General features: G+C 71.8%; 21 protein-coding genes. 10 read left to right on the top strand and 11 right to left on the bottom strand.

Annotated features, from left to right (window positions below; translation table 11 throughout):
* Positions 1-8 precede the first annotated feature (8 nt).
* Positions 9-1373: an MFS transporter gene (locus ABZT17_RS18550; protein WP_356350102.1), complete on the bottom strand. Its 1365-nt coding sequence runs from the start codon at positions 1371-1373 to the stop codon at positions 9-11.
* 59 nt (positions 1374-1432) lie between these two features.
* Positions 1433-1870 (bottom strand): MarR family transcriptional regulator, encoded by a 438-nt coding sequence (locus ABZT17_RS18545; protein ID WP_356350100.1) that lies wholly within the window; start codon positions 1868-1870, stop codon positions 1433-1435.
* Positions 1871-2022: 152 nt separating this feature from the next.
* Between ABZT17_RS18545 and ABZT17_RS18540 the strand changes: the two genes are divergently transcribed.
* Positions 2023-2205, top strand: coding sequence for a ribbon-helix-helix protein, CopG family (locus ABZT17_RS18540; protein ID WP_356350098.1), 183 nt, complete (start codon positions 2023-2025; stop codon positions 2203-2205).
* A 10-nt stretch (positions 2206-2215) separates the two neighbouring features.
* On the opposite strand, the gene ABZT17_RS18535 is transcribed toward ABZT17_RS18540, so the two are convergent.
* Entirely contained in the window at positions 2216-3667 is a 1452-nt protein-coding gene (locus ABZT17_RS18535; protein WP_356350095.1) for an NCS2 family permease, read from the bottom strand.
* 118 nt (positions 3668-3785) lie between these two features.
* On the opposite strand from ABZT17_RS18535, the gene ABZT17_RS18530 reads away from it, so the two are divergent.
* Both ABZT17_RS18530 and ABZT17_RS18525 read left to right on the top strand, forming a co-directional pair.
* The gene (locus tag ABZT17_RS18530) at positions 3786-4052 is read left to right on the top strand and encodes a DUF2530 domain-containing protein (protein WP_356350093.1); all 267 of its coding nucleotides are present in this window, start codon (positions 3786-3788) and stop codon (positions 4050-4052) included.
* 95 nt (positions 4053-4147) lie between these two features.
* A complete protein-coding gene (locus tag ABZT17_RS18525) occupies positions 4148-6541 on the top strand; it encodes an HAD-IC family P-type ATPase (RefSeq protein WP_356350091.1) in 2394 nt (797 codons plus the stop codon).
* A 28-nt stretch (positions 6542-6569) separates the two neighbouring features.
* Here ABZT17_RS18525 and ABZT17_RS18520 read toward each other — a convergent pair whose 3' ends face one another.
* The 3 genes from ABZT17_RS18520 to ABZT17_RS18510 form a co-directional block, all read right to left on the bottom strand.
* A complete protein-coding gene (locus ABZT17_RS18520; protein WP_356350088.1) occupies positions 6570-7505 on the bottom strand; it encodes a hypothetical protein in 936 nt (311 codons plus the stop codon).
* Between the two features lie 195 nt (positions 7506-7700).
* The gene (locus tag ABZT17_RS18515) at positions 7701-8639 is read right to left on the bottom strand and encodes a hypothetical protein (RefSeq protein ID WP_356350085.1); all 939 of its coding nucleotides are present in this window, start codon (positions 8637-8639) and stop codon (positions 7701-7703) included.
* Positions 8640-8773: 134 nt separating this feature from the next.
* A complete protein-coding gene (locus ABZT17_RS18510) occupies positions 8774-11959 on the bottom strand; it encodes a molecular chaperone Hsp90 (protein WP_356350083.1) in 3186 nt (1061 codons plus the stop codon).
* A 127-nt stretch (positions 11960-12086) separates the two neighbouring features.
* Between ABZT17_RS18510 and ABZT17_RS18505 the strand changes: the two genes are divergently transcribed.
* On the top strand, positions 12087-12854 hold the full coding sequence (locus ABZT17_RS18505; RefSeq protein ID WP_356350080.1) for a maleylpyruvate isomerase N-terminal domain-containing protein: 768 nt from the start codon (positions 12087-12089) through the stop codon (positions 12852-12854).
* Positions 12855-12864: 10 nt separating this feature from the next.
* Here ABZT17_RS18505 and ABZT17_RS18500 read toward each other — a convergent pair whose 3' ends face one another.
* On the bottom strand, positions 12865-13791 hold the full coding sequence (locus ABZT17_RS18500) for a DUF3027 domain-containing protein (RefSeq protein WP_356350077.1): 927 nt from the start codon (positions 13789-13791) through the stop codon (positions 12865-12867).
* A 303-nt stretch (positions 13792-14094) separates the two neighbouring features.
* On the opposite strand from ABZT17_RS18500, the gene ABZT17_RS18495 reads away from it, so the two are divergent.
* The 4 genes from ABZT17_RS18495 (at position 14095) to ABZT17_RS18480 (ending at position 17654) form a co-directional block, all read left to right on the top strand.
* On the top strand, positions 14095-15495 hold the full coding sequence (locus ABZT17_RS18495; protein WP_356350075.1) for an MFS transporter: 1401 nt from the start codon (positions 14095-14097) through the stop codon (positions 15493-15495).
* A 74-nt stretch (positions 15496-15569) separates the two neighbouring features.
* The gene (locus ABZT17_RS18490) at positions 15570-16058 is read left to right on the top strand and encodes a DUF2771 domain-containing protein (protein ID WP_356350073.1); all 489 of its coding nucleotides are present in this window, start codon (positions 15570-15572) and stop codon (positions 16056-16058) included.
* Positions 16059-16084: 26 nt separating this feature from the next.
* Positions 16085-16813, top strand: a complete 729-nt coding sequence (locus tag ABZT17_RS18485; RefSeq protein WP_356350070.1) for a futalosine hydrolase — start codon at positions 16085-16087, stop codon at positions 16811-16813.
* Positions 16803-17654 carry a 1,4-dihydroxy-6-naphthoate synthase gene (locus tag ABZT17_RS18480; protein ID WP_356350067.1) on the top strand — a complete coding sequence of 284 codons (852 nt, stop codon included), beginning with the start codon at positions 16803-16805 and terminating at the stop codon, positions 17652-17654. Before ABZT17_RS18485 ends, ABZT17_RS18480 begins: the two co-directional genes overlap by 11 nt.
* A 12-nt stretch (positions 17655-17666) precedes the next feature.
* Here ABZT17_RS18480 and ABZT17_RS18475 read toward each other — a convergent pair whose 3' ends face one another.
* Both ABZT17_RS18475 and ABZT17_RS18470 read right to left on the bottom strand, forming a co-directional pair.
* Positions 17667-18164: a hypothetical protein gene (locus ABZT17_RS18475; protein ID WP_356350064.1), complete on the bottom strand. Its 498-nt coding sequence runs from the start codon at positions 18162-18164 to the stop codon at positions 17667-17669.
* A 10-nt stretch (positions 18165-18174) separates the two neighbouring features.
* Entirely contained in the window at positions 18175-18558 is a 384-nt protein-coding gene (locus tag ABZT17_RS18470; protein WP_356350062.1) for a cold-shock protein, read from the bottom strand.
* 176 nt (positions 18559-18734) lie between these two features.
* On the opposite strand from ABZT17_RS18470, the gene ABZT17_RS18465 reads away from it, so the two are divergent.
* Positions 18735-18992 carry a hypothetical protein gene (locus ABZT17_RS18465; RefSeq protein ID WP_356350059.1) on the top strand — a complete coding sequence of 86 codons (258 nt, stop codon included), beginning with the start codon at positions 18735-18737 and terminating at the stop codon, positions 18990-18992.
* On the opposite strand, the gene ABZT17_RS18460 is transcribed toward ABZT17_RS18465, so the two are convergent.
* Both ABZT17_RS18460 and ABZT17_RS18455 read right to left on the bottom strand, forming a co-directional pair.
* Entirely contained in the window at positions 18962-19633 is a 672-nt protein-coding gene (locus tag ABZT17_RS18460; protein ID WP_356350057.1) for an HAD family hydrolase, read from the bottom strand. The genes ABZT17_RS18465 and ABZT17_RS18460 overlap by 31 nt on opposite strands.
* Positions 19634-19945: 312 nt before the next feature.
* On the bottom strand, positions 19946-21022 hold the full coding sequence (locus tag ABZT17_RS18455) for a hypothetical protein (protein ID WP_356350054.1): 1077 nt from the start codon (positions 21020-21022) through the stop codon (positions 19946-19948).
* Positions 21023-21176: 154 nt separating this feature from the next.
* Here ABZT17_RS18455 and ABZT17_RS18450 point away from each other — a divergent pair, with 154 nt between their 5' ends.
* Positions 21177-23750: a helicase C-terminal domain-containing protein gene (locus ABZT17_RS18450; protein ID WP_356350051.1), complete on the top strand. Its 2574-nt coding sequence runs from the start codon at positions 21177-21179 to the stop codon at positions 23748-23750.
* Positions 23751-23752 lie beyond the last annotated feature (2 nt).

Raw genomic sequence — 23752 nt, 5'->3', positions numbered from 1 at the left:
CCCGCTCCTCACGCCGCCGGGGCCAGTTGCTCCTCGGTCTCCCGTGGCACGAACCGCACCTGCGGGTGGCCGCCGTGCCAGCCCACCGACAGCCTCAGATTGCCGACGCGGGCCAGCACCAGGCCGATCACCACGGCCGCCGCGGCCGCGATGGCGCCGCCGACCGCGAGGCCGGCCCGGACGCCGTAGGTGTCCGTGATCCAGCCGGCGATGGGTGCGCCGATCGGGGTGCCGCCCATGAACACCATCATGTAGAGGGACATCACCCGGCCGCGCATGGCGGGGTCGGTGGCCATCTGGACGGCGGTGTTGGCGGTGACGTTGATCGTCATGCCGAAGACGCCTATCGGCACCATGAGCAGCGAGAAGAGCCAGAGGGACGGGGCCCCGGCCGCCGCCAGCTCCAGCGCGCCGAAGGCCGCCGCCGCGGCGATCATCACCCGCATACGGGTCGTGCCGCGCCGGGCCGCGAGGAGGGCTCCGACCAGGGAGCCGACGGCCATCAGCGTGTTGAAGAGGCTGTAGGAGCCGGCTCCGGCGTGGAAGACGTCGTCCGCGAAGGCCGAGAGATAGACCGGGAAGTTGAAGCCGAAGGTGCCGACGAACCCGATCAGGACGATGGTCCAGATCAGGTCGGGGCGCCCGGCGACATAGCGCAGTCCCTCCCGCAGCTGGCCCTTGCCGCGCGGGGCGCGCTCGACGACGTGCAGCTCACGCGCGCGCATCAGCAGCAGGCCGACGATCGGCGCCACGAAGGACAGGCCGTTGAAGAGGAACGCCCAGCCCGTGCCGACGCCGGTGATCATCAGGCCCGCGACGGCCGGGCCGACCAGACGGGCGGACTGGAAGTTCGCCGAGTTGAGGCTGACCGCGTTCTGCAGCTGGGCCGGGCCGACCATCTCGGAGACGAAGGACTGGCGGGCCGGGTTGTCGAGGACCGTGGCGAGACCGACCGCGAAGGCGGCGAGATAGACGTGCCAGACCTGGACCTGGCCGGTCAGGGTCAGCACCGCGAGCGCGATGCCGGCGACGCCCATCGAGGACTGGGTGAACAGCAGGGTGCGGCGCTTGGGGAGGCGGTCGACGAGGACACCGCCGTAGAGGCCGAAGAGCAGCATCGGCAGGAACTGCAGTGCCGTGGTGACGCCGACGGCGGTCGCGGAGCCGGTGAGGCTGAGGACCAGCCAGTCCTGGGCGATGCGCTGCATCCAGGTGCCGATGTTCGAGACGACCTGGCCGACGAAGAAGAGGCGGTAGTTGCGGACCCTCAGCGAGCTGAACATCGAGGACTTGCGCGCGGATCCGGGGACGGGCGGGGAGTTGTGGGTGGTGTCAGGTGCGGGGGCGGATTCTGCTCCGGGTCCCGAACTCAAAGGTGTCCCCTCCTTGTGCAGTGCAGTGCAGTGCTTGCTCGTGTGCGACGCACCGCTGGTTACAGGTGTGCGAGTTTCTCCAGTACGGGGGCGGCGGCGCGCAGTTTCGCCCACTCGTCCTCGTCGAGGCCGTCGACCAGGTTGGCCAGGAAGGCGTTCCGCTTGGCGCGGCTCTCCTCGAGCATGGCCTCGGCCTGTTCGGTCTTGGTGACGACCTTCTGACGCCGGTCCTCGGGGTGCGGCTCCAGACGGACCAGGCCCTTGGCCTCCAGCAGCGCCACGATGCGGGTCATCGACGGCGGCTGGACGTGCTCCTTGCGGGCGAGCTCGCCCGGGGTGGCCTTGCCGCAGAGGGAAAGGGTGCCCAGCACCGACATCTCGGTGGGGCTCAGGGACTCGTCGACACGCTGGTGCTTGAGCCGACGGGACAGCCGCATGACTGCGGAGCGAAGCGAGTTCACGGCGGCAGCATCGTCGCCATGGGTGAGGTCCGGCATCTCTTTAGAGTAACTCATTACTCTGGCTAAACAAGCTGACGCGCGGGAGGATTCCCGTGAGACAGGCCACTGAAACGGGAACGTCACCCGTACGGGTGAGACCGCAGCGGAAAGTGAACATCCCCCGGAGCCGGGCAGCGACCCTCGTGTGCATGGGGACCGAAGTGCTCAGCCTGCGGATAGACGGGGAGCTGCTCGAGCGGCTCCGGCACCATGCCGCCAAACGGGGAATGAGCGTCCAGGACTATGTCGTCCGGACGCTCATTCGGGATGACTTCGACGAGCGGTTCCAGACCGCCGTCGACGAGACGGAGAAGTTCTACGGGGTCACATGACGCCCGCCGATCAGGTCAGACCCAGCGCCGGCATCAGGTAGTAGAAGCCGAAGACCGCCGCCACGACGTACATCGCCACCGGGACCTCGCGGCCCCGTCCGGCGGCCAGACGCAGGAGGGCGAAGGTGATGAAGCCCATGCCGATGCCGTTGGTGATCGAGTAGGTGAAGGGCATCATCACCATCGTCACGAAGGCGGGGACGGCGACCGTGTAGTCGGCCCAGTCGATCTCCTTGACCGAACCGGCGAGGATCAGGAAGCCGACCGCGAACAGGGCCGGGGTGGCCGCCTGCGACGGGACCATCGTGGCCACGGGGGTGAGGAAGAGCGCCACGGCGAAGAGCGCGCCGGTCACCACGTTCGCGAAGCCGGTGCGCGCGCCCTCGCCGACGCCGGCCGTGGACTCCACGAAGCAGGTGGTGGCGGAAGAGCTGCTGGCACCGCCGGCCGCGACCGCGAGGCCGTCCACGAACAGGACCTTGTTGATGCCCGGCATCTCGCCCTTGGCGTTCGTCAGCCGGGCCTCGTCGCTGACGCCCATGATCGTGCCCATCGCGTCGAAGAAGCACGACAGCAGGACCGTGAAGACGAACAGGATGCCGGTCAGCACGCCGACCTTGGAGAAACCGCCGAAGAGGCTGACCTTGCCGATCAGGCCGAAGTCGGGGGTGGCGACCGGGTTGCCGGGCCACTTGGGTGTCGTGAGACCCCAGGACGGGATGGTCGCCACCGCGTTGATGACCACCGCGAGGACCGTCATCGTCACGATGGAGATCAGGATCGCCCCGGAGACCTTGCGGACGATGAGGGCGAGGGTGAGCAGGGCGCCCAGGATGAAGACGAGGACCGGCCAGCCGTTGAGGTGGCCGTCGGCGCCGAGCTGGAGTGGGACGGTGGTCTGGGCGGCGTCGGGGATGCGGGTGACGAAGCCGGAGTCGACGAGCCCGATCAGCATGATGAACAGGCCGATACCGATGGAGATCGCCTTGCGCAGGCTGTAGGGCACGGCGTTCATGACGCGCTCGCGCAGACCGGTGGCGACCAGCAGCATCACGACGAAGCCGGCGAGGACGACCATGCCCATGGCGTCCGGCCAGGACATCCGGGGGGCGAGCTGGAGCGCGACGACCGAGTTCACGCCGAGGCCGGCGGCGAGCGCGATCGGGACGTTGCCGATGACGCCCATGAGGAGCGTGGTGAAGGCGGCCGTGACGGCGGTCGCGGTCACCAGCTGCCCGTTGTCCAGGTGGTGCCCGTACATGTCCTTCGCGCTGCCCAGGATGATCGGGTTCAGCACGATGATGTAGGCCATCGCGAAGAAGGTGGCGAAGCCGCCGCGGATCTCGCGCGGAAGGGTGCTGCCGCGCTCGGAGATCTTGAAGTAGCGGTCGAGTACGCCCGAGGCGGGTGTCTTCCCCGGCTGTTCGGGGGCGGGGGCCTTGGCGGTGGCCGAGGTAGACATTGGTTGTTCCTACGAGTGGAATGAGACAAGATCGGGTGGAAACCGTTTCAGTATGAACATATAAATCTGCCGAAGGCCATCTCCGCGCGTAGATGTGATCGCCTCGTAAGCTGTCCCCATGGCGAAGTGGACACCCAAGCACGAGGCGCCGGAACCCCTGGAGGGGCCCGTCGTCGCCACCATCACCGGCGGCACGATCCTCTGGTTCGTCCTCTTCCTGGTGCAGCTGCCCTTCTACGGCTGGTTCGACGACCACGGCCACCTGTGGTGGCTGTGGACCTGTCTGGCCGGAGGGGTGCTCGGGCTCTACGGCGTCTACTTCGTGCGGCGGCGGGACGCGGCGATCAAGCGGGCGGCGGCACTCGAGTCGGGCTCGGCGAGCTAGCCCGTACAACCACCGCAGGACTTCGCTCCTCCGCAGGTCGGATCTTCCGGTCACTCGGCGGGTGAAGCCCCATATCGCCACGTACCGTCGAATGCATGACCCATATCGACGCGGGCGCCGAGCTCGACCCCGTGCACCCCGTGCCCGTCCCCGTGCCCGCGCGTGGTCTGACCGCGGCCGAGGTCGCCGAGCGGGTGGCGCGGGGGCAGGTCAACGACGTGCCGGTGCGCAGCAGCCGGTCGATGGGCGAGATCGTCCGGGCCAATGTCTTCACCCGGTTCAACGCGATCATCGGTGTGCTCTGGCTGGTCATGCTGTTCGTCGCGCCGTTCCAGGACAGCCTGTTCGGGTACGTGATCATCGCCAACACCGGTATCGGGATCATCCAGGAGTGGCGGGCGAAGAAGACCCTGGACTCGCTCGCGGTGATCGGCGAGACCAAGCCGACGGTACGACGGGACGGTGTCGCGGCACCGGTGAGCACCTCCGAGATCGTGCTGGACGACCTCATCGAGATCGGGCCCGGGGACAAGGCCGTGGTCGACGGGGTGTGCGTCGAGGCGGACGGACTGGAGATCGACGAGTCGCTGCTGACCGGTGAGGCCGACCCGGTGGTGAAGAAGCCCGGAGACCAAGTGATGTCCGGCAGTTTCGTGGTCGCGGGCGGCGGGGCCCTCAAGGCGACCAAGGTCGGCCGTGAGGCGTACGCCGCCCAACTGGCCGAGGAGGCCTCCCGTTTCACGCTCGTCCACTCCGAGCTCCGCACCGGTATCTCGACCATCCTCAAGTACGTGACCTGGATGATGATCCCGACCGCGATCGGCCTGGTCATCAGCCAGCTCTTCGTCAAACAGCACGGGCTGAAGGACTCGATCGCGCGCACGGTGGGCGGCATCGTGCCGATGGTCCCGGAGGGTCTGGTCCTGCTGACCTCGGTCGCCTTCGCGATAGGTGTCATCCGACTTGGCCGGAAACAGTGCCTGGTGCAGGAGCTGCCGGCCATCGAGGGCCTCGCCCGTATCGACACGGTCTGCCTCGACAAGACGGGCACCCTCACCGAGGGCGGCATGGACGTCACCGAACTCCGGCCGCTGCAGGGGGCCGACGAGTCGTATGTACGCAAGGTCCTCGGTGCCCTCGGCGAGTCCGACCCGCGACCGAACGCCTCCCTCCAGGCGATCATCGACGCCTATCCGGACGTGGAGGAGTGGCGCTGCACCGAGTCGCTCCCCTTCTCCTCGGCCCGCAAGTACAGCGGCGCCAGCTTCAGCGAGGGCAACGGCGAGTCGAGCACCTGGCTGCTGGGCGCGCCGGACGTGCTGCTGGAGGCGGACGACCCGGCCCTGGCGGAGACCGGCCGCCTCAACGAGCAGGGCCTGCGCGTCCTGCTGCTGGCCCGCGCCACCGGCGACCTGGACGCCCCGGAGGCGGCCCGTGGCGCCCGCCCCACCGCCCTCGTCGTCCTCGAACAGCGTCTGCGCCCCGACGCGGCCGACACCCTGCGCTACTTCGCCGAGCAGGACGTCAGGGCGAAGGTCATCTCCGGGGACAACGCGGTGTCGGTGGGCGCGGTGGCGGCGAAGCTGGGGCTGAACGGCCGCACGGTGGACGCCCGCCGGCTGCCCTCCGCGCCGGAGGAGATGGCGAAGTCGCTGGAGGAGGGCACGGTCTTCGGCCGGGTCACCCCGCAGCAGAAGCGGGACATGGTGGGGGCGCTGCAGTCACGCGGGCACACGGTCGCGATGACGGGCGACGGGGTGAACGACGTACTGGCCCTGAAGGACGCGGACATCGGCGTCTCGATGGGGTCGGGCTCGGAGGCGACCCGGGCGGTGGCGCAGATCGTCCTCCTCAACAACAGCTTCGCCACGCTGCCGTCGGTGGTGGCGGAGGGGCGCCGGGTCATCGGCAACATCACGCGGGTGGCGACGCTGTTTTTGGTGAAGACGGTGTACTCCGTCCTGCTGGCGATCCTGGTGGTCTGCTGGCAGGTCGAATACCCCTTCCTGCCGCGCCACTTGACGCTTCTGTCGACCCTGACGATCGGTGTGCCGGCCTTCTTCCTCGCCCTGGCGCCCAACAAGGAACGGGCGAGGCCCCATTTCGTCCGGCGGGTGATGCGCTACTCGATCCCGGGCGGGGTGGTGGCGGCGGTCGCGACCTTCGTGACGTATCTGATCGCCCGTCACTACTACGTCGGAGAGGGCTCGTTGGACGCGGAGACCAGTGCCGCGACCCTGACGCTGTTCCTGATCTCGATGTGGGTGCTGGCGATCATCGCCCGTCCCTACACCTGGTGGCGGATCGTCCTCGTCGCCTCGATGGGCGTGGCGTTCCTCTTCGTGCTCTTCGTCCCCTGGCTGCAGCACTTCTTCGCGCTGAAGCTGGTGGGCGTGACGATGCCGTGGGTCGCTGTGGGCATCGCGGCGGTGGCGGCGGCCACCCTGGAACTGCTGTGGAAGTGGGTAGACCGCCGCGTTCCCGCTTAGTGCTCGGCTTTGGCCGGGGGCGCGGTGGTCAGCGCACGTCCACGAAGTCGCCCGTGGCGTTGACGGCCGGGGTCGTCGACGTGCCCGCGAAGCTGTAGCGGAAGTAGCCGTCGACCGTGGCCTTCGTCGTGGTCTTCAGGGTGCCCGTCGACGTGGTGGTGATGGTCTTGACGGTGGTGTAGGTGCTGCTGCCCTTCTTGCGGAACTGCAGCTTCACCTTCTGACCGGCGTAGCCGGCGTACTTGTTGGTGTCCCAGTTGGCACGCGAGAGCTTGCCGGTGACCGTGATGGTCTTGCCCTTCTTGACCGGCTCGGGCGTGGCGTCGGCCGTCAGCTTGGACAGGCGCTCCAGGTTCGGCGAGGCGAAGCCGTCCTGCGAGGCGTAGCCGACCTTGGTGATGTCGAAGTCACTGCTGGCCGGGTCCTGGCCGTTGAGGGCGATGGCGATGGCACCGGCCTTCACCGCGCCCGCGTCGCTGTTGGCGAGGTCGGTCTGCTCGTCGTTGGCGGCCGGGTAGATGTCGATGACGCCCTTGCAGGTCGCGACGGTCGTCGAGGTGGCGGTGCAGGTGGCCGGGTCGTCACCGAACTGCGGCTCGGACGAGGCGGACTTGTAGACGAACGCCCCGGTCGCGAAGTCGGTCGCGGTGATGTCGACGTCGGTGCCGTGCGTCAGCGTGAAGGTGTACGGGACCTTCACGTGCCCCGTGGCACCGACGACGATCGCCTTGTTGCTGTTCACCTTGACGGCGGAGAAGGTGGCGTTCAGGGGGTACGGCTCGTCGTCGGCCGCGGTGGCGGTGCTGAACGCGGACTTGCCGGTGGCCGAGTGGGCGGCCCGCAGAACCTTCGCGACATCCGCCCGGTACGAGTCGGAGGCGCCGGCGGCGTGCGCGGCGGGCAGGGCGAAGGCGGAGATGGCCAGGGCGCCGGAGACGGCGGCCACAGTGGCACGTATACGCATGGAGTTCCCCACGTGGAGAAAAGTGATGGTGGAGCCAGTTGGCTCGCACGATCAGATCCGTGACACACGTGGAGGGTTGTACGACTGACGCGGATTTTTGTTCGGGCATTACGAAGCCCTTGCCATGGGCGGAGAAACGGCCGCCGTCGGAGTCCCCGTCCGCGGCGGCCGTCCCTTCGCGCGTGTGCTCCGCGCCTACTTCACGTCGACGAAGTCACCCGTGGCGTTGACGGCCGGGGTGGTCGAGGTGCCCGCGAAGCTGTAGCGGAAGTAGCCGTCGACCGTGGCCTTCGTCGTGGTCTTCAGGTTGCCCGTGGAGTCCGACTTGATGGTCTTCAGCGTGGTGTAGGTGTTGCTGCCCTTCTTGCGGAACTGCAGCTTCACCGACTGGTTGGTGTAGCCGTGGTACTTCAGGTCCTCCCAGTTGGCACGGGAGAGCTTGCCGGTGACCGTGATGGTCTTGCCCTTCTTCACCGGCTCCGGAGCGGCGTTGACCGTCAGCTTGGACAGGCGCTGCAGCTTCGTGGTCGTGAGCTCGTCCTGCGTGGCGAGACCGACCTTGCTGAAGTCGATGCTGTCGGAGGTCGGGTCCTGGTCGTTCCAGTCGATGACGTAGCCGTCGGCCTTCCAGGTGGTGGCGTCGGCGTTGGAGAGCAGGTCGACGTCCGGGTAGACGTCGATGGTGCCCTTGCAGGTGGACGTGGTCGTCGAGGTGTCGGTGCAGGTCGGCCAGTCGTCGCCGAACAGCAGGTTGTCCGGGTCGTCGTAGGCGCCGCGGTAGATCTCGACGTCCACCCAGACGTCGGAGGCGCTGAGGTCGAAGCCCGCGTCGTGGGTGACGGTGTAGGTGACCGGGACGGAGACCTTGGCGGCGGTGCCGGCGACGATCGGCTTGCCGTTGTTGATCTTCACGTTGGAGAACGTGGCGTTGATCGCGTACGGGGTGCCCGTGTCGGCGGCGGCGGACGCGCTGAACGCGGTCCTGTGCGAGGCCGCCTGCTTGACGGCCTGCGCGGCCTGGGCGATGTCGTCCTTGCCGAGCGAGGAGCCGTCGGCGGCCTGCGCGGCCGGCATGACGAAGGCGGAGAGGGCCAGGGCGCCGGAGACGGCGGCCACAGTGGCACGTATACGCATGGAGTTCCCCACGTGGAAAAAGTGATCAGGGAGCCTGTTGGCTCACCTGATCAGACCCGTGACAGGAGTCAATGGTTGTACGGAGGTAAGAAATTGGTGCGAGAAATCCGGAGATCGTGAACGAACGGTGCCGTTCAGTCGAACCAGCGGTCCCGCGCCAACTCCCCCGTCCGCGACGGATCCTCCAGCAGCGCGGCCACCTCGAAGCGCCGCGGCCACTGACCCGCGGCCCACGCGAGGCCGGCGGCCACGCCCTCCAGGGTGGACGCGTGCAGGACGGTGTCCGCCGTGAGGCGCCAGTCCAGCTCCACACCGTCCACGACGAGTTCCTCGTGTTCGACGTACGTCGACGGGGTGCCCGGGCCCAGCAGCACGCGCACCGACTCCGGTACGTCGTGTTCCGTGCCCTCGGAGTCGACCTCACCCGTGACGGACTCGCTCAGCCGCCGCACCTGGAACAGTTCCGCCAGCTCGGCCGCCCGTGCCGGGCGCACCGGGAGCAGGGGGACGCCCTCGGTGAAGGGAAGGAGGTCCGGGGAGTCGACGACCACCGCGTCGGCCGCGTCCACCACCTCCACCCGGCCGTCGACCACGGCACGCAGCTCGTCCGGGAGGGTGACCTGCTCGGGGTCCAGTTCGGCCAGGGCGCCGTAGAGCGCGTGGAGTTGGGCTCCGGTGACCGCGCGGTCCGGGTCGGCCAGACGGTCCAGCAGCTCCGCCGCGCCGCCGGGTTCGCCGAGCAGGGCGGACACCGACGTGCGGACGCCCAGGGCCCGCAGCACCTGCTCGTCGTCGAATCCGGTCGCGTCCGCCTCGTCGTAGAGGCCCCTCAGCAGCGGGTCGCCGCCGGAGGCGAGCAGGCCCGCCGGGCGGCGGCCGTCCAGCACCGGGTGACCGCGCAGCCACCATGCCGTGTACGGGCGTACGACCTCGTGCGTGCCGTCGGGGAGCAGGATGCGGACCGGCTGGGTCAGGGCGTCCCGGAGCGGCGGCTGCGCCAGCAGGGCCAGCGCCTGCGGCCACTTGTCCTCGTCCACCAGGTCCAGGTCGCGTACGGCGACCAGCTCGGTGGCGACCGGCGGGACCGGTGTGTCCGGGAAGCGGTCCAGGACGTCCTCGGTCCACACGTCCACGGCGTCCAGCAGCCCCGCGTCGTCCGGTTCGGCGAAGTCGCCCTCGCGGGGCTCCAGTTCGTCGGGGTCGAGGACGACGTCGGTGGCCCGTACGAGGGCGAAGTTCGCGAGCACTCCGCAGGCGGCCAGCGGGCCCTCGCCCCAGCGGTCCGCCAACTCCGCGTCCACGGTCGCGAGTTCGTCCTCCCGCATGACCTGGTGGAACGCGCTGCCGGGGAAGACCAGTTCACCGGCGGGCGCCAGCTCCCCGTCCTCGTCGGGCAGGGCGAGCGCCCCGAGCCAGGGTTCGTCGCCGGGTTCGAGGCCCGCGTCGCGTACGAGGGCGAGGACCGTGTCGGCCAGCTCCTCGGCGTCCGGGGCCTGCTGCTCCCAGTCGAGGCCGCCCTCGTCGTCGAGGGAGGCGGCCACGGCGGCCCGTACCTGGGGGGTCGTGAGGACCGCACGGGGGGTGGCGGGCAGCGCGCCGAGCTTCTCCAGCAGGGGGTGCGCCGCGTCCGGGTGGGCGACCTTCAGGCCGAGGCGGGTCAGCACCTCCGGGTCGATGGGGGCGGCGTCGGGGCTGGGCAGCAGCACCTGGCGGGGCCCGATGGTCGTACGGCCGTCGGCCAGCGGGACGGGCAGGCCGGAGAGCCGGTCCGGGTCGACGCCCGCGAGGCTGTCGTAGAGCCGCCGCCACCAGCCCGGGTCCTTCTCCAGGCCCGCGAGCCGGTCGACGGCGTCGGTGAGCGGCACCCGGGCGACGCCCAGGGTCCGCAGTTCGACCCGGCGTTCGAGCCCGGCGGGGAGCAGGGTCGGCAGGACCTCCGCCAGCACCCGTACCGTCTCGGCCCCCGCGCCCTCCACGACCTCCGCGTCACGGGGCCGCAGGGACTCGGGCAGGACGAGCTCGTGGTCGTCTCCCGCGCCCGGCTCGTCGTCGCGCGCCGCCCCGGCCTGACGGGTGCCGTCGCCCTCGCTCTGTTCGGCGGCGGGCGGGAGGAAGGAGGTGCGCGGGAGGCGTTCGAGGATCGCGGCCCTCAGCGCGCCGTCCAGTTCGCCCTTGCCCAGCGGGCCGGGGACCAGGCCGATGATCCCTTCGCCCACCGGGCGCCAGTCGGCGAGGAGTCCGGCGTAGGCGTCGGCCGCCCGCTGGACGAGATGGTCGGTCAGCGGGCCGGGGGCGGCGTGACGGCGGGTGGTGTCGAGGGGGAAGGACGCGATGAGGAGGGCGGGGACGCCGAGGGGCTCGTCGCTGGGGGTGGGGGCGTGGACGACGGGGGCGCTGCGGGGGTGCCCGGGGCTGCCGTCCTCGTCGACCGGGACGGCCCAGGTCACCGACCAGTGGGGGCGCAGACGTTCCTCGACCGGCCGGTCGGCGAGGAGGTCGGGGCTGAGGGGGCCGTGGGCGGAGGCGGTGCGCCAGCGGGTGGCACCGGAGTGTGAGTCCTCCACGACCGTGAGGGGTCCGTCGGTGGAGCGGCGCAGGGTGCGGGCGGTGCCGGTGCCGGTCTCCACGATCACCTCCTCCAGGCCGGGCAGGGCGAGGAGGAGGGCGTCGTCGACGGCGGTCAGCAACCGCTCGGCGAGGTCGGCGGCGGCCGCGTCACGCAGGGGCAGGATGACCACGGTGTCGTACGGCTCCGGGGCGCTTCCCTCGGCCGCGAACGGGAGCCGCAGGAGCGGGACATGACCGTCGCGCCGCCGGATCTCGTCCCCCAGCCCCGGGCTGTGCCGCGCGGTCTCCGCGGCCAGCACCCGCGCCTCGCCCAGCGCCCACCGGACACCGCCGTGGCGGCCGACGACCGCCGGTTCGTCGGTGACGGCGAGGACGGCGGAGAAGCCGACGCCGAAACGGCCGACCGCGCCCTGGTCGGTGTCCCGCTTGGCGGAGGCACGGAGGGTGGCGAGGGACTCGACGCCGGCCGCGTCGAGGGGGGCGCCGGTGTTGGCGGCGAACAGGACGCCGTCGCGGAGGGTGAGACGGAGGCGGCCCGGCACGCCCGCCCTGGCCGCCGCGTCGGCGGCGTTCTGGGCCAGTTCGACGACGAGTCGGTCGCGGTAGCCGCCGAGGACCAGATCCTCCTCGGCGTTGGCGTCCTCGCGGAAGCGGGCGGGGCTGGTGGCCCATGCGTCGAGCACGCCTCGCCTCAGGCGGGCGGTCCCGAACGGGTCGGCTCCCTCGGCTGCGGGCCGCACGAACTTGCTCACGTTGACTCTCCTCATCGGCGTGGGGTCGAAGGTACCGCGCGGCGAGGGCACGCAACTTCACGGAGGGGTGGTGCCCGGGGGGCCAATTCGCTGTCCGGTCGCGGGAGCCGGGTGATAGACAGCCGGAGTGGAAGAGACTCTGGAATTCCCGGCCCGGCTGCGGCTGATCGAGGAACGGTCCGCGGCCTTCCGCGCCGCCGTCGCCTCGGCGCCCGACCTCGACGCGCGGGTGCCGACCTGCCCCGACTGGGCGTTGCGGGATCTGGTGCGCCACCTGGGCGACGTACACCGCCGCTGGGCCGCCAACGTCACCGCGGGCCCCGCCGACGGCCCCACGGGCACACCGGTCCCGGACTCGCCCCGGGACCGCGCCGCGCTGCTCGCCTGGTCGGCCGAGTCCACGGACCAACTGCTGGGCGCGCTGCGGGAGTTCGGCCCGGACCGCGACTGCTGGACCTGGTGGGGCAAGTCGGAGTCCCCGCAGACCAGCGGCGCGGTCGCCCGCCATCAGGTCCAGGAGGCCACGGTCCACACCTACGACGCCCAGCTCACCGCGGGTGCCGCACAGCCGCTCCCGGTCGAGGCCGCGCTCGACGGCGTCGAGGAGTTCCTCTCCACCTGCGTCGCCTGGACGGGCACCTGGCCGCACGAGCCGGCCACCGTCGACTACCACGCCACCGAGGGCCGCTCCTGGCGCCTCTTCCTCTCCCCGGACGGCGCCCGCTTCACCCGTCTCGCCACGCCCGCCCCGGCCCCCGCGACCGCCTCCGCCCGGGGCACGGCCTCGGAACTGGTCCTCTTCCTCTACGACCGCATTCCCCTGGACTCCCTCCAACCCGAAGGCGACCCGAGCCTGTTCAGCCGGCTGCGGGACTGGGACCCGGAGGAGGCGTGAAAGCGCCGCCCTACGAGTGACCCAGCTCCGCGACGTCCTCGTCCGCCAGCACCGGTACCGACCCCGAGTCCGCCGCGGGCCGCAGCGGGAACGGGTCGACCCTGGTCTCGTCGATCACCGGCGGGGCCGGCTGGGGCGGCTTCGGCATGACCGCGGCCTCCGAGTGGCCACCGCAGCCGTACGACAGCGACACCACATGGCCGTCCGCCGGCGAGAACTCGTTGGCGCAGACGCCGAAGGCCTGGCCGAGCGAGCCGCCGATCGGCTGGAGGAACCCGCAGCTGACGCAGGACGCCGGGGCCGCCTGGGCCATGGGCGTCTTGGCGCCGTAGGACTCCTCCCAGCGGTCGGCGGCGACGTGCAGGCCGTAGCGGGACAGGACGCGTGCCCGGCGCATGCCCAGCTCCTCGGCGACCGCGGCGATCGTGCCGCGCAGCGGGACGACCGGGAGGTTCGCGGGCGTGCCGCCCGTGACCTCCGCGTCCTCCGCCTCCACCAGCTCCGCCATCTCCTCCGAGACGGGCGAGGCGGGGGGCGGCTCGTCCTCGCCCGAGTAGCCGGGCTCCAGGCGCAGATCCTCGGCGTCGGTGGGAAGGAGATCCCCCGGACCCATGTCTCCCGGGCGCAGGCGCTCGCTCCACGGGACCCACTCGGGGGCGAGAAGGGCGTCCGGGCCGGGGAGCAGGACCACCTCGTCCAGTGTCACCACCTTCGCGCGGGACGCGCGGGCGACGGTGACGGCCCAGCGCCAGCCCCGGTACCCGAGCTCCTTGCACTCGAAGAAGTGCGTGACAACACGGTCGCCCTCGCTCTCCACGCCCGCGTGCTCACCCACCACTCCGGGCGCGGCCGCCTCCTCGGCTGCGGCGCGGGCGAGGTCGACGGCCTCGGCACACAGGCGGTCGGGGGTGCGGCTTCGCGTTGTCGCTGCGCTCACAGGTATCGCTTCTCTCCTACGCCGTCACTCGGGTGCGCCGGCCTGAAGGCGGTTGGGAGCGGACGGAGCGGACCGAAGGACCGCGTCGACGTCCGCGCCCGATCGCGCTCGGGCGCACCTCATACATCCATTCTGCGGGATGTCCGAGAGGCGCGCGGCCGAGAACGTTCGCCACGGCGCGCTACGCACGCTACCTGTTCGAGACCGCTCGGCCTACACCGACGTGATGGTTCGTTCACTTCGTAGGCGTTCATACGCGCGGTAACCGCACTACCCACGGCCAACTCGGGGCACTATGACGTGGTGGCAACCGCGAGGACACCCCAGGGAGCGACGGGAATCCGAAGTGGTTCGGGACGGTGGACCGGTCCCGTCCGCGCGGTCGGCCGTGCCCTGCACCTTCCGTTCACCGGCACGGCGCGCGGCATCAGAAAGGCGACGCACGCCCATGGAGCCGGGGAATCCGGGCTCGGCAAGCTGATCGAGCTGCACGCCGTGAACGGCGCGGGCGACCTGATGATCACCATCGCGCTCGCCTCCACGGTCTTCTTCTCCGTGCCGACCGACGAGGCCCGGGGACGCGTCGCGCTCTACCTCGCCATCACCATGGCGCCCTTCACCGTCCTCGCCCCCGTCATCGGACCGCTCCTCGACCGGCTCCCGCACGGCCGGCGTGCCGCCATGGCCGCCTCGATGCTGGCCCGCGCCCTGCTGGCACTGATCATCGCCAGCGCCGTCACCACCGGAAGTCTCCAGCTGTACCCGGCCGCGCTGGGCGTGCTGGTCGCCTCCAAGGCGTACGGGGTCGTGCGCAGTGCGGTGGTCCCGCGCCTCCTCCCGCCCCGCTTCTCCCTGGTGAAGGCCAACTCGCGGGTCACCCTCGGCGGGCTCCTCGCCACCGGTGTCGCCGCCCCCATCGGCGCCGGACTGCACGCCATCGGACCGCGCTGGCCGCTGTACGGCGCCTTCGTGATCTACCTCTGGGGCATGTTCCTGTCCTTCACCCTGGCGCCGAAGGTCGACTCGGCCAAGGGCGAGGACGTGGCGCTGCTCGCGGCGGACGAGGGGCATCTGCACGGGCCGCACCGGCAGCCGGTCAAGCGGCCGGGCCTGCGCACCGTCGGCATCGCCGTCACCCACGCCCTGGGTGCCAACGCGGCCCTGCGCTGGCTCTCGGGCTTCCTGACCTTCTTCCTCGCCTTCCTGCTGCGCGAGCACCCGCTGACCGGCTCCAGCGCGGCCGTGTCGCTGGGCATAGTGGCCGTGGCGGCGGGCGCGGGAAACGCGCTGGGTACGGCGGTGGGGGCGTGGCTGCGGCAGCGGGCACCGGAGATCATCATCGTGACCGTGGTGGCCGTGGTGCTGGGCGCGGCCATCGTCGCCGCGGTCTTCTTCGGGGCGTTCCTGGTGGCGTGTCTCACCGCGACGACCGGTTTCTGCCTGGCGCTGGCCAAGCTGTCCCTGGACGCGCTGATCCAGCGGGACGTACCGGAGCTGGTGCGCACCTCGGCGTTCGCGCGCTCGGAGACCATGCTGCAGATGGCCTGGGTGCTGGGCGGGGCGGTCGGCATCGTGATGCCGCTGAACGGCCCGGCGGGCTTCTGGCTGGCCGCCGCGGTCATCGCCACGGGATGGCTGACGACCGTGCGCGGACTGCTGGGTTCCGCCCGGCACGGCGGCGGCGCCAAGCCCCGCGTGGCGTAACACGTGGTGCACGACACAGGCACGTCGTACCCCACGTAAGGAAGGCGTGAGGTGGGCCAGATAGCCTTCGGCCCATGACCTTCTCGCAATCCGTAGTGCGACGCCGCCGCGCCGTCGCCGCCGCCGGCGCCGTTTCCGCCGGACTGCTCGTCCTGTCGGCCTGTGACAAGCCGACGCCGCTGTCGACGATCACGGTCGGCCGCTCCTCGGTCAGCGAGGAGGCCACCTGCGGCGGTGAGGGCAACGCCCTGAACACCGCGGACCTGACGAAGTGCCTGAAGGACAAGGACATCAAGTCCATCAAGGTCGACCCCGACGACACGGTCCGCTTCGGCGTCGACCCGAAGATCGCCGACAAGCGCTGGACGATCCTGATGAACGGTCAGCCGCTCACCGAGGACAGCGACAAGACCTACCGCACCATCCCGGGCAGCGTCTTCTTCAACCAGCAGTACGGCGCCACGGGCAACTCCACCCTGGTCTCCATCAAGGCCGGCGACGGCAAGAAGAGCGGCACCGGCGTGACGGGCCTGTGGTCCTTCAAGCTGAAGAAGGACGACTGATCGCTGCCGCTGGGCTTCGCGTACTCGTGGCCACCGCGGTCCCCGTCGAGCGGGACGCGGTGGCACGGGCGTGTCCGGGGCCGGTCCGTGAGGTACGGCTGCCCGGGCTGACCCTGGTCCGGCGGGCTCCGGAGGCCACCGGACCGGCGGTGGGCACAGCGGTGGCGTCCGACCTGGCCGCCGTCGGTGTGGGGCCCGCCCTCGCCGCCGCCTCCACCTCCTCCGCGCTCACCGCCGCCGCCCTCGCCGGCACCCCCTACGACCTCGTCGTCTGCGCCGGTATCGCCGGTGGCTTCCAGCCCGGGGCGCCTGTCGGCTCGCTCGTCGTCGCCGACGAGATCACCGTCGCCGACCTCGGCGCCCAGACCCCCGACGGCTTTCTCCCGGTCACCGAACTCGGCTTCGGAACCGTCAGCCACCGTCCACCGGAAACACTCGTACGAGACCTCGCGGCCGCCACCGGCGCACGAACCGGCACCGTACTCACCGTCTCCACCGTGACCGGCACCGCCGAGCGGGCCGCCGAACTGCGCGCCCGCCACCCCCGTGCCCTCGCCGAGGCCATGGAGGGCTTCGGGGTGGCCGAGGCGGCCGCGGCGCACGGGGTGCCCGTGCTGGAGGTCCGTGCCGTCTCCAATCCCGTGGGCCCCCGCGACCGCGCCGCCTGGCGCGTCGGCGACGCGCTCACCGCCCTGACGGCGGCCTTCGGGAAGCTCGCACCCGTCCTGGAGAGTTGGAACCCACATGACCAGTGAGCAGCCGCTGCGGATCGCGTACTCCCCCTGCCCGAACGACACCTTCGTCTTCGACGCCCTCGCCCACGGCCGGGTCCCCGGCGCCCCCGCGCTGGAGGTGACCTTCGCCGACATCGACATCACCAACGGCATGGCCGAGCGCGGCGAGCTCGACGTGCTGAAGGTGTCGTACGCCGTGCTCCCCTACGTCCTCGACGAGTACGCCCTGCTGCCGTGCGGGGGTGCGCTGGGGCGTGGGTGCGGGCCGCTGGTGCTGACCCGGGAGGCCGGGGTGGACCTCACCGGCCGTACGGTCGCCGTACCGAGCGAGCGGTCGACGGCGTACCTGCTGTTCCGGCTCTGGGCCGCGGACACGGTCCCGGGCGGGGTCGGCGAGATCGTGGTCATGCCCTTCCACGAGATCATGCCCGCCGTGCGGGACGGCAAGGTCGACGCGGGGCTCGTCATCCACGAGGCGCGGTTCACGTACCAGAACTACGGGCTGCACAAGCTGGCCGACATGGGCGAGCACTGGGAGGAGACGACCGGGCTGCCGATCCCGCTGGGGGCGATCATCGCGAAGCGGTCGCTGGGAGCGCGGGCCCTGACCGGCCTCGCGGACTCCGTCCGCGCCTCGGTGCGGGCCGCCTGGGACGAGCCCGAGGTCTCCCGGCCGTATGTCATGGAGCACGCGCAGGAGATGGATCCGGCGGTGGCGGACCAGCACATCGGGCTGTACGTGAACGAGTTCACCGCGGATCTGGGCGAGGACGGGTACGCGGCGGTCCGGGGGCTGCTGACGCGGGCGGCCGCGGAGGGACTGCTGCCGGCCCTGGGGCCGGACGCGCTGGCGTTTCCCTGACGTCCCGCGCCCTCAGCCGTTGTGGTCGCCGTCGCCCAGCGGGGTGCGGGGCGGCCACTGGGCCAGGGACAGCATGCCCAGGACCTTGCGGATGAGGAAGACCGCGAGGGGGACCTCCACGGCGACCGCGAGGACCGCCGAGAGCCAGACGCCCGAGGTGCCGAGGGCCAGGGACACGTCGAACCAGGCGTCGCAGAGCAGCAGGGCCGCCGTCGCGGAGGCCGCCACGGCCGCCGCGCGGTGGCGGAGCCAGCCGAGGAGGGCCGTGGTGGCCATCGCCAGGATGAGCAGACCGTCGAAGCCGACCCAGGCCGTACGCCACTGCCGGACCGTGTAGCCGCTGGGCAGCGTGAACCACAGCAGGACCGTCCACGGGACGAGACCGACGGCGGACACCGTCAGCAGCTCCAGGGCGTGCCGCCGCTGCCGCCGGATCCGCTCCAGGAGCTCGGCGGACGGGGCAACCCTGGTGGCGGCCCCGTCCTCGGGCTCGGTGCGTATATCGCTCACCCGGCCAGTTTTACACGTCGAGCTGATCTGCGACCGCGCGCAGCAGACCGGCGATCTTCTTGCCCGAGACCTTGTCCGGGTAGCGGCCCTTCTCCAGCATCGGCGTGATGTTCTCCAGAAGGGTCGTCAAGTCCTGGACGATGGAGGCCAGTTCGTCCGGCTTCTTACGGGTGGCCGCCGCGACCGAGGGGGTCGGGTCCAGAATCGTCACGGAAAGGGCCTGGTCACCGCGTTGCCCGGCGACCACTCCGAACTCCACGCGCTGTCCCGGCTTGAGTGTGTCTACTCCGGCGGGGAGGACCGAGGAATGGACGAAGACGTCACCGCCGTCGTCACGGGAGAGAAAGCCGAAGCCCTTCTCGCTGTTGAACCACTTGACCTTGCCGGTAGGCACGTCTGTCCTCGTCCTCGTACTCGTCGGAAAACTGCTTCGGGAAACTGCTGATGAACGGCTCTTGATAGCACTTGGGCGGGTCGTCGTGGACCCGCCGGTACCAAGGCTAATGGTCTTCAGGCCGGTGACAAGACGTCGCCGGGTTGTTCCTTCGCGCTGGGAACTACCCTGGTCCGGTGCGTGACAAAACCCAAACGAATTCCGCCGCTCCCGGTGACCGACTGATCCGTGCCGGTGCCATCGTGTTCTTCGCCGGTGCCGTGGCCACTCTCGTCACAGTGGCTCCGCTGTTCCTCCACGCGAAGCCATTTCCGACATATATGTTCGGACTGAGCATGCTCATGGGCGTCGGCTTCCTGATCGCCGCCGCCGGAGTGCTGCGGTCCATTGCGGCCGGACGGCGTCAGGCGCGCGCGGAACGCCCGTCGGCGTAGCGGCCGTATTCGGCCAACCAGCCGGGAAACTCGGTGAGATCGCCCAGCACGACATCGGCTCCCGCGGAGGTCAGTTCCTCCGCGCTGCACGGCCCGGTGGCCACCGCGACGGACAGCGCCTCGGCCTTACGGGCCCCGCGCACATCGCCGATGTGGTCGCCGACGTAGACCCCGGCGCCGTGCTCCCTCAGCGCCTCCGCCTTCCGCTCCGCCCACAGGTCACCGACCACTTCGTCGGGGCGGATGCCGAGGTGCTCCAGGTGCAGCTTGGCGTTCGGCTCGTACTTCGCGGTGACGACGACGGCCCGGCCGCCGGCCGCGTGCACGGCGTCGACGGCCTCGCGCGCGCCGGCCATGGCGGGCGTGGCGGCGATCGCGATGCCCGGGTAGAGCGACCTGTACAGATCGGCCATCTCCCCGATCCGCTCCTGCGGGAACCAGTTGATCAACTCCTCGGCGAGCGGCGGCCCGAGCCGCGTCACCGCGAGGTCGGCGTCGATGTACGTCCCGGTCCGCTCGGCCAGCGCCTCGTAGCAGGCGCGGATGCCGGGCCGGGAGTCGATGAGGGTCATGTCGAGATCGAAGCCGACGGTGAGGGCGGGGACAGGGGCAGCGGCGGAGGAGGAGGCCATATGGGCCATTGTGCCCATCCGGCAAAACGCCGATGCGACCACAGGCTGTGACGCACCCCTCCACCCGCTGCCCCCCCCCCCTGAACCCCGCCCCCGGGCCTCCCCAACGGCCTCCGCCACGAGCTCGGACCCCGCCACAACTCAACCGCGGCCTCCGCCAGGGCTTCCGCCACGCCCCGCCCCGACCTTCCCTGGGACCTCCGCCACGGCCTTACCTTGGGCCTCCGCCATGGCCTTCCCTGAGGTCTCCGCCACGGGCTCCCCTACGGTCTCCGCTACGGCCTCCGCCACAACTCGCCACGGCCTTCTCCGCGGCCTCCGCTACGGCCGTCGCTGCGAGCGCCATGCGACGAAGAGTGCCGAGAGTACGGCGGCGCCGCGTACGACCCAGGGCCAGGTCTGGGAGATGGCGTCGTTCATGTGGCCCTGGGCGATGGGGTCGCCCCAGCGGCCGTTCTGGCGCCCCCACAGCCATGCGATGCCGGCGGCGACGGCGATCCCCGGCATGCCCATCACGGCCCACTTCGACTCGTTCTGGGTCAGGCGCCGGGAGGCGTAGGCGATGACCCAGCCGAGCAGCAGGGCGAACCAGTTCCCGAGGACGGCTCCCGCGACGAGGAGCGCGGCGGCGAGCAGGAGGAGGGGGTTGCTCCAGCGGCCGGCGCCTCGGGGGCGCGGGAGGAGACGGCGGCGGGGGGCGGGGGCGGCGGTCACGCCACCCGGCTCCTCGCCCTCCGCGTTCTCCCCGGTCTCCACGGCTTCCGCGCCCTTGCCCGCCGCCGGCGGCGCGGTCACCGCGTCCGGCGCCTGCCGGGGGCGCGGGGGCGGCTTGAGCAGGCCGGGGATCTCCACGCCGCCGATGAACCCCGGGGGCAGGTTGTCGTCCTCCAGCCGGGTCCCGCCCACCCGCCACCAGTCGGGCGGCGCCGCACCGTCACCGAGTTCGTCGGGGCCGGCGAGGTGGGGCGGCGCGGGCCGGCCGGACCCGGTGCGGTCGGTGGCGTCCGTGGACTTGGTGAGGTCGGCCGGGCCGCCGGACCTGGCGGTACGTGGCCGGGGCACGACCCGGCCGAACGCGCCCAGCCCCTTCCTGCGCTCCCCCTCACCCGGCTCGTCGTCGCGTTGCACGGGCACATGGGTGGGGGCGACCGGGACCGCACCGGTGCCGTCCGCGCCGCCCGCCGCCCTGACGACCTCGTCGGGCGTGCCGAGCCGGGAGATGATCCGGCGGACGGCGGCGGGACTGTCGGCCGTGGCTCCGGCCCGGCGCCGGTCGATCTCGTTGCGCAGCTCGGAGACGAGGCGCATCCGGGCGCCCGAGGGCAACTGGCGCTGCTGGGCCACGTCACCGACGCGGCTCAGATACTCGTAGACGACCTTGTCGCTTTCGATCCCCACGAAGTCCCCTCCGGGGTTGGTGCGTTGGCCCCTGCCGGAACGAAGGTATCGCAGGCCAGCCGTCTTTCGGCGCCGCCCGGCGTGCTTGGGGGTCCGGGGGCGCGGCCCCCGGCGGCGCCCGCCCCGGCACCGGGCACCCGCTAACGTGGGTCAGATGAGCACCCCCGGCCCGCGCTCCCTCGCTGAAGCACTGCGGCTCAGGGACGACCCCTCCCTGGCGCAGCTCTTCCGCGCCCGTCCCGATCTCATCACCCCCGTCCCCACCGACCTCACCCAGCTCGCCACCCGCGCCGGCACCCGCGCCTCGGTCGTCCGTGCCCTGGAGCGGCTGGACCGTTTCGCGCTGCAGACGGCCCAGGCCCTGGCGGTGGCGGCGGACCCGGCGTCGTACGGGGAACTGCTCGGCCTGATGACCGGCGACCAGGGCGACCCGACGGTCTCGGCGGCGCTCCCCCGCGCCCTGGGCACCCTGCGCGAGCAGGCGCTGGTGTGGGGCACGGACGACACGCTGCGGCTGGTGCGGACGGCACGGGAGTTGCTGGCGCCGTCCCCGCAGCACCCGTCCCCGACGGGGCTCGGGCCGACGGTGCGGGAGGCGACGGCCGGGATGTCTCCGGGCCGGATCCAGGAGATCGTCACCACCGCCGGGCTGCCCTCGACCCACGACACGGTCTCCGCCGTGGCCGCGCTGACCGGCCTGTTCACCCACCGCAAGCGGATGGCCGCGCTGCTCGCCCAGGGGTCCCCGGAGTCGCGGGACGTCCTCGACCGGCTGGTCTGGGGTCCGCCGTACGGCCAGGTCACCGCCGATCCCGCGCCCCGTCTGCGCTGGCTCCTCGACCGGGGCCTGCTGCTGCCCACGGCGCCCGGCACCGTCGTACTGCCGCGGGAGGTGGCCCTGCATCTGCGGGCCGGTCTCGCGCACCGTGCCACCGAGCCCCTCCCGCCCTCCCTCGAACCGGCCGCCACGCACCGTCCACAGGTTGTGGACACGACGGCGGCCGGGCAGGCCTACACCGCGCTGGCCACCGTGGAGGAGCTGCTGAAGGACTGGGACGAGGGCGGGCCGGCCGTACTGCGGGCCGGCGGGCTGAGCGTGCGCGACCTGAAGCGGACCGCCGTCGCCCTCGACGTCTCCGAGCCGATCGCCGCGTTCTGGGCCGAACTCGCCTACGCGGCCGGTCTGCTGGCCTCCGACGGCGAGGCCGACGAACGGTACGCGGCGACCCCGGCCTACGACGAGTGGCTGGAGCAGCCCGCCGCCCAGCGCTGGGCGCGCCTCGCGGAGGCCTGGCTGACGGCCACCCGCACGGCCGGCCTGGTCGGGGGCCGGGACGCGAAGGACCGTACGCTCTCCGCGCTCGGCCCGGGCCTGGACCGCAGCGCCGCGCCGGAGGTACGGCACCGGGTGCTGAGCCTCCTCGCGGGCCTCCCGGAGGGCACCTCCCCGTCGGCCGATTCGGTGCTGGCCCGTCTCCAGTGGGAGCGCCCGCAGCGCCGCGAGGACGACCTGCGCGCCCGGCTCGCCCGCTGGACGCTGTCCGAGGCGGAGATGCTCGGGGTGACGGGCCGGGGAGCGCTGTCGGCCCAGGGGAGGGCGCTGCTGGGGGCGCCGGCGGCCGCGCCGGCCCCTGCGCGAGAGTCCTCCAAGTCCTCCAGGTCCGCCGAGTCCCCCGAGTCCTCCGGTCCCGGGGACAAGCTGCCCGTCCATCATGTGCCGGTCGCCCTCGAACCCCTCTCCCCCGCCGAGCAGGCCCTCGAACCCCTCTCCCCCGCCGAACAGGCCGTGGCCTCCGCGGCCGCCGCCCGCCTTCTCGCACCGCTCCTGCCCGAACCCCTCGACCACGTCCTGCTCCAGGCCGACCTCACGGCGGTGGCCCCGGGCCCGCTGGAGCGGCCGCTCGCCGACGTGCTCGGCGTCCTGGCCGACGTGGAGTCCAAGGGCGGCGCGACGGTCTACCGCTTCACCCCCGCCTCCGTGCGCCGCGCCCTGGACGCCGGCCGGGCCGCCTCCGACCTGCACGCCTTCCTCGCCGCGCACTCCCGTACGCCGGTACCGCAGCCGCTGGCGTATCTGATCGACGACGTGGCCCGTAGGCACGGGCATCTGCGGGTGGGGGCGGCCTCGGCGTACGTCCGCTGCGACGACGACGCCCTGCTCAACGAGATCATGGCCGACAAGCGGGCCGCGGCCCTGCGGCTGCGCCGCCTCGCGCCGACCGTGCTGGCCACCCAGGCCGACCCGGCGACCCTCCTGGAGGGGCTGCGCGCGATGGGCTTCGCGCCGGCCGCCGAGTCGGCCGAGGGAGATGTCCTGATCACCCGGGCCGACGCCCACCGCACTCCGCCGCGCACCGCCCCCGAGCCGGTCCCGGACGGCCCGCCGACCCCGGACGCCACACTGCTCGCGGCCGCGATCCGGGCCATCCGGGCGGGCGACCTGGCGTCGACCGCCCCGCGCAAGCAGACGCCCTCCGCGTCCCCTTCCACCGACCTTCCGCGCACCGGCCCCGCCGAGACCCTGGCCACCATGCAGGCCGCCGTCCTGACCGGCGAGGCCCTGTGGATCGGCTACGTCAACGCCGAGGGCGCGGCCAGCCAGCGGGTGATCGCCCCGATCCGCGTCGAGGGCGGCTTCGTGACGGCGTACGACCACACGGCGGACGAGGTGCGGACGTATCCGCTGCACCGGGTGACCGGGGTGGCGGAGCTGGCCGACGAGGCCTGAAC

The organism is Streptomyces sp. NPDC005648 (assembly GCF_040605395.1).
Lineage (GTDB): Bacteria > Actinomycetota > Actinomycetes > Streptomycetales > Streptomycetaceae > Streptomyces.
Note: the sequence above shows the minus strand (reverse complement) of the source record. Positions and strands in the feature narration are given on the sequence as shown.

Excerpts from the sequence above, each read along its gene's own strand:
- ABZT17_RS18545 (WP_356350100.1), bottom strand. The coding sequence starts at position 1,870 with ATGCCGGACCTCACCCATGGCGACGATGCTGCCGCCGTGAACTCGCTT.
- ABZT17_RS18540 (WP_356350098.1), top strand. The coding sequence starts at position 2,023 with ATGGGGACCGAAGTGCTCAGCCTGCGGATAGACGGGGAGCTGCTCGAG.
- ABZT17_RS18535 (WP_356350095.1), bottom strand. The coding sequence starts at position 3,667 with ATGTCTACCTCGGCCACCGCCAAGGCCCCCGCCCCCGAACAGCCGGGG.
- ABZT17_RS18530 (WP_356350093.1), top strand. The coding sequence starts at position 3,786 with ATGGCGAAGTGGACACCCAAGCACGAGGCGCCGGAACCCCTGGAGGGG.
- ABZT17_RS18525 (WP_356350091.1), top strand. The coding sequence starts at position 4,148 with ATGACCCATATCGACGCGGGCGCCGAGCTCGACCCCGTGCACCCCGTG.
- ABZT17_RS18520 (WP_356350088.1), bottom strand. The coding sequence starts at position 7,505 with ATGCGTATACGTGCCACTGTGGCCGCCGTCTCCGGCGCCCTGGCCATC.
- ABZT17_RS18515 (WP_356350085.1), bottom strand. The coding sequence starts at position 8,639 with ATGCGTATACGTGCCACTGTGGCCGCCGTCTCCGGCGCCCTGGCCCTC.
- ABZT17_RS18490 (WP_356350073.1), top strand. The coding sequence starts at position 15,570 with ATGACCTTCTCGCAATCCGTAGTGCGACGCCGCCGCGCCGTCGCCGCC.
- ABZT17_RS18480 (WP_356350067.1), top strand. The coding sequence starts at position 16,803 with ATGACCAGTGAGCAGCCGCTGCGGATCGCGTACTCCCCCTGCCCGAAC.
- ABZT17_RS18460 (WP_356350057.1), bottom strand. The coding sequence starts at position 19,633 with ATGGCCCATATGGCCTCCTCCTCCGCCGCTGCCCCTGTCCCCGCCCTC.
- ABZT17_RS18450 (WP_356350051.1), top strand. The coding sequence starts at position 21,177 with ATGAGCACCCCCGGCCCGCGCTCCCTCGCTGAAGCACTGCGGCTCAGG.